The 16,851-nt window shown below is 72.7% G+C and carries 11 protein-coding genes and 1 pseudogene; all 12 read left to right on the top strand.

Going from position 1 to position 16,851, the window contains the following annotated elements:
- Positions 1 to 10: 10 nt before the first annotated feature.
- The 12 genes and pseudogenes from ACFV46_RS17290 to ACFV46_RS17345 all read left to right on the top strand — a co-directional run bounded on the left by ACFV46_RS17290 (position 11) and on the right by ACFV46_RS17345 (position 16,738).
- Positions 11 to 1,048 (top strand): substrate-binding domain-containing protein, encoded by a 1,038-nt coding sequence (locus ACFV46_RS17290; RefSeq protein ID WP_361928128.1) that lies wholly within the window; start codon positions 11 to 13, stop codon positions 1,046 to 1,048.
- Positions 1,049 to 1,259: 211 nt separating this feature from the next.
- Positions 1,260 to 2,492 carry a Gfo/Idh/MocA family protein gene (locus ACFV46_RS17295; protein ID WP_385498761.1) on the top strand — a complete coding sequence of 411 codons (1,233 nt, stop codon included), beginning with the start codon at positions 1,260 to 1,262 and terminating at the stop codon, positions 2,490 to 2,492.
- Between the two features lie 14 nt (positions 2,493 to 2,506).
- Entirely contained in the window at positions 2,507 to 3,505 is a 999-nt protein-coding gene (locus tag ACFV46_RS17300) for a sugar phosphate isomerase/epimerase family protein (protein ID WP_361928134.1), read from the top strand.
- Between the two features lie 266 nt (positions 3,506 to 3,771).
- A complete protein-coding gene (locus ACFV46_RS17305; protein ID WP_385498763.1) occupies positions 3,772 to 7,497 on the top strand; it encodes a ThuA domain-containing protein in 3,726 nt (1,241 codons plus the stop codon).
- An 84-nt stretch (positions 7,498 to 7,581) separates the two neighbouring features.
- Entirely contained in the window at positions 7,582 to 8,754 is a 1,173-nt protein-coding gene (locus ACFV46_RS17310; protein ID WP_385498764.1) for an inositol-3-phosphate synthase, read from the top strand.
- The gene (locus ACFV46_RS17315; RefSeq protein ID WP_385498765.1) at positions 8,751 to 9,695 is read left to right on the top strand and encodes an SCO3242 family prenyltransferase; all 945 of its coding nucleotides are present in this window, start codon (positions 8,751 to 8,753) and stop codon (positions 9,693 to 9,695) included. The genes ACFV46_RS17310 and ACFV46_RS17315 overlap by 4 nt, the downstream gene beginning before the upstream one ends.
- A gap of 260 nt (positions 9,696 to 9,955) precedes the next feature.
- Positions 9,956 to 10,921, top strand: a complete 966-nt coding sequence (locus ACFV46_RS17320; RefSeq protein WP_376727072.1) for a sugar phosphate isomerase/epimerase family protein — start codon at positions 9,956 to 9,958, stop codon at positions 10,919 to 10,921.
- A gap of 215 nt (positions 10,922 to 11,136) precedes the next feature.
- A pseudogene (locus ACFV46_RS17325) lies at positions 11,137 to 11,826 on the top strand (EboA domain-containing protein); the annotation flags it as partial.
- Positions 11,827 to 11,851: 25 nt separating this feature from the next.
- Positions 11,852 to 12,817 carry a TatD family hydrolase gene (locus ACFV46_RS17330; RefSeq protein WP_385498766.1) on the top strand — a complete coding sequence of 322 codons (966 nt, stop codon included), beginning with the start codon at positions 11,852 to 11,854 and terminating at the stop codon, positions 12,815 to 12,817.
- 3 nt (positions 12,818 to 12,820) lie between these two features.
- Positions 12,821 to 13,990 (top strand): metabolite traffic protein EboE, encoded by a 1,170-nt coding sequence (eboE, locus tag ACFV46_RS17335; protein WP_376727041.1) that lies wholly within the window; start codon positions 12,821 to 12,823, stop codon positions 13,988 to 13,990.
- Complete coding sequence (locus ACFV46_RS17340) at positions 13,987 to 15,417, top strand: alkaline phosphatase family protein (protein WP_385498767.1); 1,431 nt, start codon at positions 13,987 to 13,989, stop codon at positions 15,415 to 15,417. The genes eboE and ACFV46_RS17340 overlap by 4 nt, the downstream gene beginning before the upstream one ends.
- 115 nt (positions 15,418 to 15,532) lie before the next feature.
- A complete protein-coding gene (locus ACFV46_RS17345) occupies positions 15,533 to 16,738 on the top strand; it encodes a sugar phosphate isomerase/epimerase family protein (protein ID WP_385498768.1) in 1,206 nt (401 codons plus the stop codon).
- Positions 16,739 to 16,851 lie beyond the last annotated feature (113 nt).

Genomic DNA, 16,851 nt, shown 5'->3' on the forward strand with positions numbered 1-16,851 from the left:
GTTCACCGCCATGCCAGAGTTCACCAGCCGCAGAGGGCTGCTGTTCGGAACCGCCGCCGTGGGCGCCGGAGCCCTCCTCGCGGGTTGCACGAGCAACGAGTCCAAGGACGAACCGGCCGCGAACGACCAGCCGGCCGCCGACGACAAGCCCGGCAAGCAGGTCACCATCGGCTTCGCCGGACCGCAGGCCGACCACGGCTGGCTCAACGCGATCAACGACAACGCCAAGAGCCGCGCCAAGAAGTACTCCGACGTGACGCTGGAGATCACCGAGGGCTCCAACGACACCGCCCAGCAGATCGGCCAGATCGAGACCCTCATCAACAAGAAGGTCGACGTCCTGGTGATCCTGCCCGCCGACGGCAAGGCGCTCACCCAGGTCGGCCTCAAGGCGATGCGCGCCGGCATCCCGGTCATCAACCTCGACCGGATCTTCAACACCCCGCAGGCGTACCGCTGCTGGATCGGCGGCGACAACTACGGCATGGGCCTCAACGCCGGGCACTACATCGGCGAGAAGCTCAAGGGCAAGTCCGACGCCAAGGTCATCGAGCTGGCCGGACTGGACAACCTGGAGCTGACCAAGCAGCGCACCCAGGGCTTCGACGACGCCCTGAAGAACTACCCCAACATCAAGAAGGTGGCCCGCCAGGCCGCCGAGTTCACCGTCGAGTCCGGGCAGTCCAAGATGTCCCAGCTCCTGCAGGCGCAGTCGAAGTTCGACGCCCTGTGGAACCACGACGACGACCAGGGCGTCGGCGCCCTGCGCGCCATCGAGCAGGCGGGCCGCGACGACTTCCTCATGGTCGGCGGCGCCGGTGCCCTCTCCGCCTTCCAGGCCATCAAGAAGGGCGACGGGGTCCTCAAGGCCACGGTCCTGTACCCGCCGACGATGGCCGCGTCCGCCATCGACCTGGCCCGTGCGCTGGGCCAGGGCAAGGGCGTCGGCGGCATGGCCGAGTTCGAGATCCCCGCCTCGATCACCCTGTACTCGGCCGTCGTCGACAAGGACAACGTCGACCAGTACATGTCCACCGGCTTCCAGTGAGGCGCCCCCTGCCCGACGGGAACGGGGAGTCCGTCGGGCAGGGAAGGGGGCGGCCGTCGGCTGCACCGGCCGGCACGAGCGCCGGCGGCCCGGCCGTGCGACGACGCCGGCCGGGCCGCCGGACCCACGAGTGGACCGGTTTGACGGCACCGCCGGGCACGGGACGCCCCCCTACCCCCCACCGCGGCACGACGACGAGGAGGACCATCGCATGGGACAGCCGCAGCAGCCCGGCCAGGCCGAGGCGGAGGCAGGGGCCACCGGGTCCGGCGCACCACCCCTGCGCGTCGGCATGGTCGGTTACGCCTTCATGGGCGCGGCCCACTCGCAGGGCTGGCGCACCGTGGGCCGGGTCTTCGACCTGCCCCGCACCCCGGTGCTCGCCGCGATCTGCGGCCGGGACGCCACCGCCGTCCGCGCGGCCGCGGACCGGCACGGGTGGGCGACGGCGGAGACCGACTGGCGGGCCCTGATCGCCCGCGACGACATCGACCTCGTCGACATCTGCACCCCGGGCGACAGCCACGCCGAGATCGCGCTGGCGGCGCTGGACGCCGGCAAGCACGTCCTGTGCGAGAAGCCCCTCGCGAACACCGTCGAGGAGGCCGAGGCGATGACCGCGGCGGCCCAGCGGGCGCAGGCGAACGGCCAGGTCGCGATGGTCGGCTTCAACTACCGCCGGCTGCCGGCCACCGCGCTGGCCCGCGCCATGGTCGCCGAGGGCCGGCTCGGCCGGCTGCGCCACGTACGGGTCACCTACCTCCAGGACTGGCTGGTGGACCCGCAGTTCCCGCTGACCTGGCGGCTGCGCAGGGAGTCGGCCGGCTCCGGCTCGCTCGGCGACCTCGGCGCGCACATCGTGGACCTCGCGCAGCACCTCGCGGGGGAGCGGCTGACCGGGGTGTCCGCGCTGACCGAGACCTTCGTCCGGGAGCGCCCGCTGCCCGGCGGAGCGGCGAGCGGCCTGTCCGCCGTGGAGGCCGGCGAGGCCACCGGCGCGGTCACGGTCGACGACGCCGCCCTGTTCACGGGCCGCTTCGCCTCCGGCGCGCTCGCCTCCTTCGAGGCCACCCGCTACGCCACCGGCCGCAAGAACGCCCTGCGCATCGAGCTGAACGGCGAGCACGGCTCGCTCGCCTTCGACCTGGAACGGCTCAACGAGCTCTCGTACCACGACGGCCGGGAGCCGGGCACGCACGCCGGGTTCCGCCGCATCCTCGTGACCGAACCCGACCACCCGTACCTGGACGCCTGGTGGCCGCCGGGGCACGGACTCGGCTACGAGCACTCCTTCGTGCACCAGGCCCGCGACCTGGTGCACGCCGTGGCCGAGAAGCGCCCGCCACAGCCCTCGTTCGCCGACGGACTCCAGGTCCAGCGGGTCCTGGCGGCGGTCGAGGAGAGCGCCGAGAAGAACTCCGTCTTCACCCCGATCGCCGTCTGAGGAGGCCAACGAGAATGCCGCGCACGTTCACGCTGTTCACCGGCCAATGGGCCGACCTGCCCCTGGAGGAGGTCTGCCGGCTCGCCCGCGACTTCGGCTACGACGGGCTCGAACTCGCCTGCTGGGGCGACCACTTCGAGGTCGACAAGGCGCTGAGCGACCCCGGGTACGTGGAGTCCCGGCACCAGCTCCTCGACAAGTACGGCCTGAAGTGCTGGGCGATCTCCAACCACCTGGTGGGCCAGGCCGTCTGCGACGCCATCATCGACGAACGCCACCAGGCGATCCTGCCCGGTGACATCTGGGGCGACGGCGACCCGGAGGGGGTGCGCCGGCGGGCCGCGGAACGCGTCAAGGACACCGCGCGCGCCGCCGCGGCCTTCGGGGTGGACACGGTGATCGGGTTCACGGGCTCCGCCATCTGGCATCTGGTCGCCATGTTCCCGCCCGCCCCCGAGTCGATGATCGAGCGCGGCTACGAGGACTTCGCCGAGCGCTGGAACCCGATCCTGGACGTCTTCGACGCCGAGGGCGTGCGCTTCGCCCACGAGGTCCACCCGAGCGAGATCGCCTACGACTACTGGACGACCGTACGCACCCTGGAGGCCGTCGACCACCGGCCCGCGTTCGGGCTGAACTTCGACCCGTCGCACTTCGTGTGGCAGGACCTCGACCCGGTCGGCTTCCTGTGGGACTTCCGCGACCGGATCTACCACGTCGACTGCAAGGAGGCCCGCAGGCGGCTCGACGGACGCAACGGCCGCCTCGGCTCCCATCTGCCGTGGGGCGACCCGCGGCGCGGCTGGGACTTCGTGTCGGCCGGACACGGGGACGTGCCCTGGGAGGACGTCTTCCGGATGCTGCGGTCCATCGACTACCAGGGGCCGATCTCCGTGGAGTGGGAGGACGCCGGCATGGACCGGCTGCAGGGCGCCCCCGAGGCGCTGAGCCGCCTGAAGGCCTTCGACTTCGAGCCGCCCAGCGCGTCCTTCGACGCCGCGTTCAACAGCTGAGCCGGGGGACCGGCCGCAGGCCGGGGAAGGGGATCGGCAGGTGTGCCGATCCCCCCTCCGACCTGCGCGAATCCAGCTTTGTCCTCGGATGGGAAAAAGTTCAACCGAATCCGGTGCAAGGGGTGTTCGCCCCGCACGGACCCGGTTACCGTCCTTGAGGTGTTCAGGACACACCTATCTCCGGGGTGACGGCGCACCCCGGCGCCCGCACCGCACGTCTCAAAGCACCCACCCGTACGGCCCCACCCCGTTCCCGGAGGGACTTCGTGCACAGAACCGGTTTCAGAGACACCCGAACCCCCAGCCGTCGCAGACTGCGCACCACCGTCGCCCTCTTCACCGGCCTGCTCCTGGCCGTCGGCACCCCGGCCACCGTCGCCGGCGCCCACCCCGGCCACCCCGAGCACGACGAACCGGTCGCCGCCGAGGGCCAGTTCCAGCAGGTGCCGCTCGCCAAGGGCGAACCCGAGATGGGCGAGCCGATGTCGCTCGCCGTGCTCCCGGACCGCAGCGTCCTGCACACCTCGCGCGACGGCACCCTGCGCCTCACCGACCAGGGCGGCGTCACCAAGATCGCCGGCCGCCTCGACGTCTACAACCACGACGAGGAGGGCCTCCAGGGCGTCGGCATCGACCCGGACTTCAAGAACAACCGGGCCATCTACCTGTACTACGCCCCGCCGCTGGACACCCCCGCGGGCGACGCCCCGGAGAACGGCACCGCCGAGGACTTCAAGAAGTTCGACGGCGTCAACCGCCTGTCCCGCTTCACCCTCAACGCCAACGGGACCCTGAACCTCGGCAGCGAGAAGAAGGTCCTGGACGTCGCCGCCTCCCGCGGCACCTGCTGCCACGTCGGCGGCGACATCGCCTTCGACGCCGACGGCAACCTGTACCTGTCGACCGGCGACGACACCAACCCCTTCTCCTCCGACGGCTACACCCCGATCGACGACCGGCCGAACCGCAACCCGGCCTTCGACGCCCGCCGCAGCGCCGGCAACACCAACGACCTGCGCGGCAAGATCCTGCGCATCAAGGTCGCCGAGGACGGCTCGTACACCATTCCGGAGGGCAACCTCTTCGCCCCGGGCACCGAGAAGACCCGCCCCGAGATCTACGCGATGGGCTTCCGCAACCCGTTCCGGATCAGCGTCGACAAGAAGACCGGCATCGTCTACGTCGGTGACTACGGCCCCGACGCCGGCGCCGCCAGCCCCACCCGCGGGCCCGCCGGACAGGTCGAGTTCGCCAAGGTCACCAAGGCCGGGAACTTCGGCTGGCCGTTCTGCACCGGCGACAACGACGCGTACAACGCCTACGACTTCGGCACCGGCGTCTCCGGTGAGAAGTTCGACTGCGACGCCCCGAAGAACACCTCGCCGCACAACACCGGCCTCACCGACCTGCCGCCCGCCCAGCCCGCCTGGATCCCCTACGACGGCGGTTCCGTGCCCGAGTTCGGCAGCGGCTCCGAGTCCCCGATGGGCGGCCCGGTCTACCGCTACGACGCGGACCTCGACTCCAAGGTGAAGTTCCCCGAGGAGTACGACGGCGACTTCTTCGCGGGTGAGTTCGGGCGCCGCTGGATCAAGCGGATCGAGCAGACCTCCGACGGCTCCGTCGCGAAGATCAACGACTTCCCGTGGACCGGTACCCAGATCATGGACATGGAGTTCGGCCCCGACGGCGCGCTCTACGTCCTCGACTACGGCCTGTCCTGGTTCCAGGGGGACAAGGACTCGGCGCTGTACCGGATCGAGAACGCCGAGGACGGCTTCTCCCCGATCGCCGAGGTGAGCGCCGACAAGACGTCCGGCGCGGCCGGCCTCAAGGTCAAGTTCACCGGCTCCGCGAAGGACGCCGACTCCACGGACCTCACCTACAGCTGGGACTTCGGCGACGGCACCAAGGGCGCGGGCCTGACCCCCACCCACCAGTACAAGAAGGTCGGCACCTACAGCGCCACCTTCACCGCCAAGGACCCCGAGGGCAACACGGGCAACGCCAGTGTCCGGATCGTCGTCGGCAACACCGAACCCAAGGTCCGCATCGACGTCCCGGGCAACGGGTCGCTCGCCGAGTTCGGCAAGCCCGTCCCCTTCAAGGTGACGGTGACCGACCCCGAGGAGACCGTCGACTGCTCCAAGGTCAAGGTCGCCTACAGCCTCGGCCACGACTCCCACGCCCACGAACTCACCAGCGAGATGGGCTGCGAGGGCACCCTGAACCCGCCCCCCGGTGACGGTGGACACGACCCCAACGCCAACATCTACGGCGTGGTCGGCGCCAGCTACACCGACGGCGGGGCGAACGGCCAGGAGGCCCTGACCGGCACCGCCCGGGCCGTGGTCCAGCCGCTGCACCGCCAGGCCGAGCACTTCACCGCCCAGTCCGGCGTCAACACGTTCGACAAGGCGCAAGCCAACGGGGGCAAGACCGTCGGCGACATCAACGACGGCGACTGGATCTCCTTCAGCCCCTACCGGTTCGACGGGCAGAAGAAGATGACCGTACGGGCCTCCTCCGGCGGCTCCGGCGGCTTCATCGAACTGCGCACCGGCTCGCCCGACGGCCCCCTGCACGGCTCGGCGTACATCCCGCCGACCGGCAGCTGGGAGACGTTCCAGAACGTCGACGTGCCGCTGCGCGCCCTGCCCAAGAAGACCACCGAGATCTACCTGGTCTTCAAGGGCGGCGAGGGCGCCCTGTACGACGTGGACGACTTCGAGTTCTCCACCCAGCCGTTCAAGGGCGGCAAGAAGGTCCTCGTCTTCTCCAAGACCGCCGGCTTCCGGCACGACTCCATCCCGGCCGGCGTCGCCGCGCTGAAGGAACTCGGGGCTCCGGCCGGCATCACGGTCGACGCGACCGAGGAGGCCCGGCAGTTCACCACCACCAACCTCGCCAAGTACGACGCGGTGGCGTTCCTGTCCACCACGGGTGACGTCCTGAACGCCGAGCAGCAGAAGGCGTTCGAGGACTACGTGGCCGGCGGTGGCGGCTACATGGGCATCCACGCCGCGGCCGACACCGAGTACGACTGGGCGTTCTACGGCGGCCTCGTCGGCGCCTACTTCGCCTCGCACCCGGCCATCCAGAAGGCCACCGTCCGCGTCGAGGACCACGACCACCCCGCCACCGCGCACCTGGACGACACCTGGGAGCGCACCGACGAGTGGTACAACTACCGCACCAACCCGCGTGAGCAGGCCAAGGTCCTCGCCACCCTGGACGAGACCACCTACCAGGGCGGCACCATGAAGGGCGACCACCCGATCGCCTGGTGCCAGACCTACGGCGGCGGCCGCTCCTTCTACACCGGCGGCGGCCACACCAAGGAGTCCTACGCCGACGAAGCCTTCCGCGCCCATCTGCTCGGCGGCCTCCAGTACGCCACCGGCCAGGTCAAGGCGGACTGCAAGCCGGGCAAGGGCTACCGGAAGATCTTCAACGGCCAGACGCTGGACGGCTGGAAGCAGGCCGGCCCCGGCAAGTTCGTCGTCAAGGACGACGGGGTCATGGAGACCGAGGGCGGCATGGGCCTGCTCTGGTACCAGGCCAAGGAGCTGAAGTCGTACTCCCTCAAGCTCGACTGGAAGATGCGGGGCGACGACAACTCCGGTGTCTTCGTGGGCTTCCCGGCCTCCGACGACCCCTGGTCCGCGGTCGACAAGGGCTACGAGATCCAGATCGACGCCACGGACGCGCCCGACCGCACGACCGGAGCGATCTACTCGTTCAAGTCGGCCAACATCAAGGCCCGTGACCAGGTCCTCCGGCCGCCCGGCCAGTGGAACTCCTACGAGATCAAGGTCCAGGGCGAACGCCTCCAGGTGTTCCTCAACGGAGTCAAGATCAACGACTTCACCAACAAGGACCCCCAGCGGAGCCTGACCGACGGCTACATCGGCCTGCAGAACCACGGTGCCGACGACAAGGTCTCCTTCCGCAACGTCCAGCTGAAGGAACTGCCCGTCCAGGGCGACTGAACGGCGGCGGGCGGGGGACGCCGGACCCCCGCCCGCCGTCCCTCGCCCTCCCCCCGGTGTTCGCGCACGACCAGGAGGCTGCCCATGTCCGCGTCCGCGTCCCCTTCCGCGCCCCTGCCCCGCCCGCGTACGGGGGTGTGGCTGATCGGAGCCCGGGGCTCCGTCGCCACCACCGTCATCACGGGATGCGCCGCCATCGCCGCCGGACTGCACCCGCCGACCGGCATGGTCACCGAGACCCCCGCCTTCACCGGCAGCGGCCTGCCCGCCCTGTCCGACCTTGTCTTCGGCGGCCACGACACCCTCGACTGCCCGCTGCCCAAGCGCGCCGAGACCCTGACCGCCGGGGGAGTCCTCCCGCCCGGCGTCGCCACCGCCGTCGCCTCCGAACTCGCCGCCGCCGACCACGAGATCAGGCCCGGCGGCCCCACCCGCGGGGACACCCGCACCGAGGCCGAACTGATCGACGCGTTCGCCGCCGACATCCGCGACTTCACCCGCCGCCACGCCCTGCGACGGACGGTCGTGGTGAACGTCGCCTCCACCGAACCCGCCTCCGAGGGCCGCGCGGACGCACCCCTGCCCGTCAGCACCCTGTACGCCCTCGCCGCCCTGCGCGCCGGCTGCCCCTACGTCAACTTCACGCCCTCCGAGGGCCTGCACCACCCCGTCGCCGCCCGCGAGGCCGAGGAGAGCGGCCTGCCCCACGCCGGACGCGACGGCAAGACCGGCCAGACCCTGCTACGTGCCGTGCTGGGCCCGATGTTCGCCCAGCGGGCCCTGACCGTCCGCGCCTGGTCCGGCACCAACCTGCTCGGCGGCGGGGACGGCGCCGCCCTCGCCGACCCGGCCGCCGCCGCCGCGAAGAACGCGGGCAAGGAACGCGTCCTCGCCGACACCCTCGGCACCGTCCCCGAGGGCGAGGTCCACATCGACGACGTCCCGGCCCTCGGCGACTGGAAGACCGCCTGGGACCACATCGCCTTCGACGGCTTCCTCGGCACCCGCATGGTCCTGCAGACCATCTGGCAGGGCTGCGACTCGGCCCTCGCGGCCCCCCTCGTCCTGGACCTGGTCCGCCTCACCGCCCGCGCCCACGAGGCCGGCCTCTCCGGCCCGCTCGCCCCGCTCGGCTTCTACTTCAAGGACCCCGTGGGCGACGGCCCGGCGAGCCTCGGCGAACAGTACGGGGCCCTGCTGGAGCTGGGGGAGCGGCTGCGCCCGGCGGACGCCGGTCACGCGGAGGAGCGTCCGTGAGCCGTCGCCGCGCATGGGCCGAACTGCTGCGTCTGCCAGCCCTGTTCACCGTCCCCGGCGACGCCCTCAGCGGCGCCGTCGCCACCGGGGCCCGGCCCGGCCCCCGCACCCTGCTCGCCATCGGCTCCTCCCTCTGCCTCTACGAGGCCGGCATGGCCCTCAACGACTGGGCGGACCGGGCGGAGGACGCCGCCGAACGCCCCCACCGCCCCCTGCCCTCCGGCCGTATCCGGCCGTCGTCCGCCCTCGCGGCGGCCTGCGCCCTGACCGCCGCCGGCCTCGGCCTGGCCGCCGGGGCCGGCCGCCCCGCCCTGGCGGTGGCGGCCCCGCTGGCCGCCACCGTCTGGGCGTACGACCTCGGCCTCAAGCACACCCCCGCCGGGCCCGTCGCCATGGCCGCCGCCCGCGGCCTCGACCACCTGCTCGGCGCGGCCGCCACCACCGGCCGCCCCCGGGCCGCCCTGTCCTCCGCGGCCCTGCTCGGCACCCACACCCTCGCGGTGACCGCCGTCTCCCGCCGCGAGACCCGGGGCGGCACCTCCCTCCCACCCCTGGCGGCCCTGGGGGCGACGGCGGTCCTGGCGCGGCTGCTGGCGCGCGGGGAAGGGGCGGGGGCTCCTGGGGCTTCGGGGCGGGCTGGCCCCTCCGTGAGGACCGGTGCCCTGGGGAACGGCTCCGTGGGGGGTGGTTCTGCTCCCGGCCAAGCCCTGCGCACGGGCCTGGCCGCCGCCTACGCCGTCACCGCCGGACGCCCGTACACCCACGCGGCGCTCAACCCCTCACCGCCCCTCACCCAGCGGGCGGTCGGTGGCGGGATCCGCGCCACCATCCCGCTCCAGGCGGCGCTCGCGGCCCGCGCCGGAGCCGGGCTCACCGCCCTGGCCATCGCCGCGCTCGCCCCACTCGGGCGGCGGTACGCGAAGAAGGTGAGCATCACATGAGCTCCTGGCCCACCCCGTCGCCGGCCACGGCCCGGCCCGCCACGGGAGCCGCCGCCCCTGGCCGGGCGACTGCGCAGGAGGCCGAGTCGACCGCGCAGCCCACCGCCGGGCGGCCTGTGCAGGGCACCGGGTCCGCCGCGCAGGACGTCGAGTCGACCACGCAGCCCACCGCCCGGCGGCCCGGGCAGGGCACCGGGTCCGCCGCGCAGCCCGCCGGGCAGGCCGCCGCCCCGGCCCGGCGGTCCGCACCGGATACCCCGCTGTCCGCGCCCCGCCCGGCCCACGCCCCTGGCATCGCGGCCACCGCCCCTCCCACCCCCCTCCGCTTCGGGTACGGCACCAACGGTCTCGCCGACCTCCGGCTCGACGACGCCCTCGGCCTCCTCGCCGACCTCGGTTACGACGGCCTCGGCCTGACGCTCGACCACATGCACCTCGACCCCTACGCCCCGGACCTGGCCGCCCGCACCGGCCGCCTCGCCCGGCGGCTGGCCGACCTCGGCCTGGGCGTCACCGTGGAGACCGGCGCCCGCTATGTGCTCGACGCCCGCCGCAAACACGGCCCCTCCCTCCTGGACGCGGAGCCCGGCGACCGTGCCCGCCGCGTCGACCTGCTGCTGCGGGCCGTCCGGGTCGCCGCCGACCTCGGCGCCCACGCCGTGCACTGCTTCAGCGGCGTCCTCCCACCCGGCACGGACGAGGACACGGCGTGGAAGCGTCTGGCCGACAGCCTCGCCCCGGTCCTGGACGCCGCCGCAGCCGCCGGCGTACCCCTCGCCGTCGAGCCGGAACCCGGCCACCTCGTGGCCCGCCTCGACGACTTCCACCGGCTGCGCCACCTCCTGGGCGACCCCGGCCCGCTCGGGCTCACCCTCGACATCGGCCACTGCCAGTGCCTGGAGACCTCCTCTCCCGCCGACTGCGTGCGCGCCGCCGCACCCTGGTTGCGCCATGTGCAGATCGAGGACATGCGGCGCGGTGTCCACGAGCACCTTCCGTTCGGGGAGGGGGAGATCGACTTCCCGCCCGTCCTCGCGGCCCTCGCCGCCACCGGCTACCAGGGCCTGACCGTCGTCGAACTGCCCCGCCACTCCCACGCCGGACCCCACCACGCCGAGCTGTCCCTCCCGTTCCTCCGCCGCGCCGAGGCCACGGCCCTCGCCCCACCCCTCCCCGTCCCGTCGCACGGCGATCCCTCCGCCACCCCTGAAGGGAGCACCTCATGACCCACCCCCGCACCAGCCCGGCGACCCCGGGCGCGGACACGGCCGACGACCCGCTCACCGACCCCGGCACCGGCACGGGAGGCAGACCCGGGACCGGCACTACGGCGGACGTCACGCCTGCCACCGGAGCGCCTGCCACCGGAGCGCCGGCCACCGGAGCGCCGGCCACCGGCTCGGCGACCGGCGGTTCGGCGACCGGCGGTGCCTCGGCGGGCGCCGCCCCCGCAGCCGGCACCACCGAGGCGCACCCCGGCACCGCCACCCTCGCCACCGCCACCCCCGCCGAACTGCGCGACCACCTCACCGCCCTGCTCGACGAACCGGCCCGCGGCTGGTTGCGGCGGGCCCTCGACGAGGCCGCCGCGCACCCCGGCACCCACGGCCCCATCTCGGTGTGGGAGCTGCGCATCGCCGAGGCCGGCCGACGCTGCGGTCCCGTGCACGCCGACGCCGCCCGCGTCCTCATCCTGCACGCGGCCCGCGCCGACGCCGAGGCGCTCGCCCGGGTCTACTACCAGGGCACCGGCGCCGAACGCCGCGCCGTCCTGTACGCCCTGCCGCACCTGGTGCCCGGCCGTGAGGGACTGCCGCTCGTCGAGGACGCCCTGCGCACCAACGACACCCGGCTCCTCACCGCCGCCGTCGGCCCCTACGCCGCCCGGTACCTCGACACCCACGCCTGGCGTCACGCCGTCCTGAAGTGCCTGTTCACCGGAGTGCCCGTCGACGCCGTGGCGGACCTGGACCGCCGGGCGCACCGCGACACCGAACTCGCCCGCATGCTGACCGACTACGCGGCCGAGCGCACCGCCGCCGGCCGCGCCGTCCCCGCCGACCTGCACCGCGTCCTGACCTTGACCGACCCCCCGGCCACCCCCTCAGCGCCCGCCGCCGACCACGGCTGAGCGCACCCGACGGCAAGGAGTCCCGATGCGCCTCTTCGACCCCCACATCCACATGACGTCGCGCACCACCGACGACTACGAGGCCATGTACGCCGCCGGTGTCCGTGCCGTCGTCGAACCCTCCTTCTGGCTCGGCCAGCCCCGCACCTCTCCCGCCTCCTTCCTCGACTACTTCGACTCCCTCCTCGGCTGGGAGCCGTTCCGTGCCGCCCAGCACGGCATCGCCCACCACTGCACCCTCGCGCTCAACCCCAAGGAGGCGAACGATCCGCGCTGCGTCCCGGTCCTCGACGCGCTTCCCCGGTATCTCGTCAAGGACCAGGTCGTCGCCGTCGGCGAGATCGGCTACGACTCGATGACCCCCGCCGAGGACACCGCCCTCGCGGCCCAGCTCGAACTCGCCGCCGCCCATGAGCTGCCCGCGCTGGTCCACACCCCGCACCGCGACAAGCTCGCCGGCCTGCGCCGCACCCTCGACGTGGTCCGCGAGTCCGCCCTGCCCATGGACCACGTCCTGATCGACCACCTGAACGAGACCACCGTCAAGGAGGCCAAGGACAGCGGCTGCTGGCTCGGTTTCTCCGTCTATCCCGACACCAAGATGGACGAGGAACGGATGGTCGCCATCCTGCGTGCCTACGGCCCCGAGCGGGTCCTGGTGAACTCCGCGGCCGACTGGGGCCGCAGCGACCCGCTGAAGACCCGCAAGGTCGCCGACCTGATGCTGGCCGAGGGCTTCGGCGAGGACGACGTGGACCGGGTGCTGTGGCGCAACCCCGTCGCCTTCTACGGGCTCAGCGGCCGCCTCACCCTCGACGTGCCCACCCCGGACGCCACCCACGAGGGCAACTCCATCCTGCGCGGCGTACCGAAGGACCCCGGCACGAGTCCGGCGCAGGACCCCGGCATGGCACCGGCGCAGGACCCCGGTACGGCACCGGCCGGCGCGGCGGCGGACCGGCACGGGGCGACCGCGGTCCCGGGGGCGTGACCCATGCGCTTCCGGCACCCCGACGGCTCCACCGTTCACCTCGCCTACTGCACCAACGTCCACCCGGCGGAGACCCTGGACGGTGTCCTCGCCCAGCTGCGCGACCACTGCGAACCGGTCCGTCGGCGCCTCGGACGCGACCGCCTCGGCATCGGCCTGTGGCTCGCCAGGGACGCCGCCCGGGCCCTCGTCTCCGACCCGTCCGCGCTGCGCGGGCTGCGCACCGAACTCGACCGGCGCGGCCTGGAGGTTGTCACCCTCAACGGCTTCCCCTACGAGGGCTTCGGCGCCGAGGAGGTCAAGTACCGCGTCTACAAGCCGGACTGGGCCGACCCCGAACGCCTGGAGCACACCACCGCCCTCGCCCGCGTCCTCGCCGGACTGCTGCCCGACGACGTCACCCGCGGCACCATCTCCACGCTGCCCCTGGCCTGGCGGACCGCCTACGACGACCGGCGCGCCGAAACCGCCCGCGCGGCCCTCGCCTCCCTCGGTGAACGCCTCGACGCCCTCCAGGACCTCACCGGCCGGGACATCCGCGTCGGCCTCGAACCCGAACCCGGCTGCGTCGTCGAGACCACCGGCGACGCCCTCGCCCCGCTCGCCGCCATCGACCACCCCCGCATCGGCGTCTGCGTCGACACCTGCCACCTCGCCACCTCCTTCGAAGACCCGCACACCGCCCTGGACGCCCTCACCGCGGCCGGCGTCCCCGTCGTCAAGTCCCAGCTGTCCGCCGCGCTGCACGCCGAGGACCCGCACCTCCCCGAGGTCCGTGAAGCGCTCGCCGCCTTCGACGAACCCCGCTTCCTGCACCAGACCCGCGTCACCACCGCCGCCGGCCTGCGCGGCACCGACGACCTCGGCGAGGCCCTCACCGGTGACGCCCTGCCCGACGCCTCGCCGTGGCGCGCCCACTTCCACGTACCGCTGCACGCCGCGCCCGCGGCGCCCCTCACCTCCACGCTCCCCGTCCTGAAGTCCGCACTGACCCGGCTGGCCGGCGGACCGAAGCCGCTCACCCACCACCTCGAGGTCGAGACCTACACCTGGCAGGCCCTGCCCCCCGAGCTGCGGCCGCGCGCCCGCAATCAGCTCGCCGACGGCATCGCCGCAGAACTCACCCTCGCCCGCGACCTGCTGACCGACCTCGGCCTGAAGGAGCTGCCATGACCGAGCGACCCGACCCGGCCACCCGGCCCGGCGATCCCTCCGGCGCCACCGGCCGCCCCACACCGCTCCTCGTCCTGGACGTCGTCGGCCTCACCCCCCGTCTCCTGCACCACATGCCCCACCTGAAGAGGCTCGCCCAGTCCGGCTCCCAGGCGCCGCTCGGCACCGTCCTGCCCGCCGTCACCTGCGCCGCCCAGTCCACGTTCCTCACCGGCACCCACCCGTCCGAGCACGGCATCGTCGGCAACGGCTGGTACTTCCGCGAGCTCGGCGACGTCCTGCTGTGGCGCCAGCACAACGGACTGGTCTCCGGCGACAAGCTGTGGGACGCCGCCCGCCGCGCCCACCCCGGCTACACCGTCGCCAATATCTGCTGGTGGTACGCCATGGGCGCCGACACCGACATCACCGTCACCCCCCGTCCCGTCTACTACGCCGACGGCCGCAAGGAACCCGACTGCTACACCCGGCCCCCCGCCCTGCACGACGAACTCACCGACGAACTGGGCACCTTCCCGCTGTTCCACTTCTGGGGCCCCGGCGCGGACCTCGTGTCGAGCCGCTGGATCATCGACGCCACCCGGCACGTCATGCGCACCCGCGACACCGACCTGACCCTGTGCTACCTCCCTCATCTCGACTACGACCTGCAACGCTTCGGCCCCGACGACCCGCGCTCCCTGAAGGCCGCCGCCGACCTGGACGCGGCCCTCGCCCCGCTCCTGGACGACGCCCGCGCCCAGGGCCGTACCGTCGTCGCGCTCTCCGAGTACGGCATCACCCGCGCCGACCGCCCCGTCGACATCAACCGGGCCCTGCGCCGCGCCGGACTCCTCGAGGTGCACACCCAGGACGGCATGGAGTACCTGGACCCGATGGCGTCCCGGGCGTTCGCCGTCGCCGACCACCAGATCGCGCACGTCTACGTCCGCCGGCCCGAGGACCTCGAGGCGACCAGGGAAGCCCTCCAGGACCTGCCCGGCATCGACCAGCTCCTCGACGACGAGGGCAAGAAGGCCCACCACCTCGACCACCCGCGCTCCGGCGAACTCGTCGCCGTCGCGGAGCCCGACGCCTGGTTCACGTACTACTACTGGCTCGACGACGACCGCGCGCCCGACTTCGCGCAGCTCGTCGAGATCCATCGCAAACCCGGCTACGACCCGGTCGAGCTCTTCATGGACCCCCTCGACCCCTACGTCAAGGTCAAGGCCGCGACCGCGCTGGCCCGCAAGAAACTCGGCATGCGCTACCGCATGGCGGTCGTGCCCCTGGACCCCTCACCTATTCGCGGCAGCCACGGCCGCCTCCCCGCGAGCGACGACGACGGTCCGCTCCTCATCTGCTCCACCCCCCGCGCTGTCGGTGACCGCGTCGCGGCCACCGACGTCAAGCAACTCCTGCTCCGGCTCGCCGGACTCGGCTGACACCGCACCACGCACGGCCGCCGAAATCCGACTACCGAGAGTGAAACACACGGCACTGACAACGGCCGGTCCCGGCGCCACCGGCACCGGCCACGACCCAGAAGGCAGGGCACCCGTGACCCCGTACAACGACCCCAGCACCCCAGCCGTCCCGCTCACCGACACCCCCGACGAGGCGCTGCGCCGCAGCCTCGGCGTGGGCCGGCGCCGCTTCCTGAGCACCTGCACCGCCGTGGCCGCCGGAGCGGTCGCCGCCCCCGTCCTCGGCGCCGCGCCGGCCCTCGCCCAGGACCGGGGCAGAGACCACGGCCACGGCCATGGACACGACCACGGCCGTGGCAAGGTGCTCGTGCCACCCCACAAGCGCGGCATCATCCTCTACACCGTCCGGGACGCCACGGCCCGCGACCCGCTCGCCAGCGACCTGCCGTCCGGCTTCCGCGAGGTGTTCAAGCAGCTCGCCCGGCACGGCTACCGCCAGGTCGAGTTCGCCGGGTACAACCAGCACGCGAACGCCCCCGGTGGCGCGAGCCTGGAGTCGGTCGAGGGCGCCCGGCTGCTGCGCCGCTGGCTCGACGAGTACGGACTGCGCGCCCAGGGCAACCACGGCTTCATCCCGTCGTCCTGGCCGCTGACGACGGCCGACAAGGACACCTTCAAGAAGCACCTGGAGATCGCCAACATCCTCGGCATGGACCACATGGGCACCGGCGGCGACCCCACCGGCAGCTCCTACCGGGCCGACTGGGACGTGGCCGCCGACAAGTGGAACGCCCTCGGTGAGATAGCCCACCGGGCGGGCATCAAGCTCTACACCCACAACCACGACAGCGCCTACGGCTTCCTGCTCGACGGCGGCCCGCTGGACGACCAGGGCCGGCCGACCCGCAGCTCGGGCATCCGGAAGCTGGAGTACTTCCTCAAGATCACCGACCCGAAGGTGGTCTGGCTGGAGATGGACATCTTCTGGGCGCACGTCGCCCAGTACAAGTTCCACACCTACACCGCCCACGACGGCTCCACCCGCGAGAACGTGTTCGACCCGGCGGCCCTGGTCACCCGGTACAACAAGCGCTACCCGCTCTTCCACGCCAAGGACGGTGTCGTCAGCACCACCAACGGCATGGGCTGGGACATGGTGCCGTTCGGCACCGGCGACATCGACTACACGACGTTCTTCTCCCGGGTCGGGCTGAGCAACTACCGCAACCCGATGGTGGAGGACGACAACTCCCCGAGCGCCACCGACCCCGCGCAGTCGCTGCGCGAGGCCAAGATCAGCTACGACAACATGGCGGCCCTGCGCAAGCGGCACCGCTGACCCCTGGCACACGGACCGGGCGGGGGCGGCCCCCGGGGCGGGGGGGGGGCCCCCCCGGGGGCAGAAAAAAAAAAACAACCCCACACCCACCGCCAGCACCGGATAGGCGAGGT

The sequence above is a fragment of the Streptomyces sp. NPDC059852 genome (assembly GCF_042731455.1).
GTDB lineage: Bacteria > Actinomycetota > Actinomycetes > Streptomycetales > Streptomycetaceae > Streptomyces.

What these genes read in the sequence shown, in the direction of transcription:
- ACFV46_RS17340 (WP_385498767.1), top strand. Translation starts at nt 13,987, where the DNA reads ATGACCGAGCGACCCGACCCGGCCACCCGGCCCGGCGATCCCTCCGGC.
- ACFV46_RS17330 (WP_385498766.1), top strand. Translation starts at nt 11,852, where the DNA reads ATGCGCCTCTTCGACCCCCACATCCACATGACGTCGCGCACCACCGAC.
- ACFV46_RS17290 (WP_361928128.1), top strand. Translation starts at nt 11, where the DNA reads ATGCCAGAGTTCACCAGCCGCAGAGGGCTGCTGTTCGGAACCGCCGCC.
- ACFV46_RS17295 (WP_385498761.1), top strand. Translation starts at nt 1,260, where the DNA reads ATGGGACAGCCGCAGCAGCCCGGCCAGGCCGAGGCGGAGGCAGGGGCC.
- ACFV46_RS17300 (WP_361928134.1), top strand. Translation starts at nt 2,507, where the DNA reads ATGCCGCGCACGTTCACGCTGTTCACCGGCCAATGGGCCGACCTGCCC.
- ACFV46_RS17310 (WP_385498764.1), top strand. Translation starts at nt 7,582, where the DNA reads ATGTCCGCGTCCGCGTCCCCTTCCGCGCCCCTGCCCCGCCCGCGTACG.
- eboE (WP_376727041.1), top strand. Translation starts at nt 12,821, where the DNA reads ATGCGCTTCCGGCACCCCGACGGCTCCACCGTTCACCTCGCCTACTGC.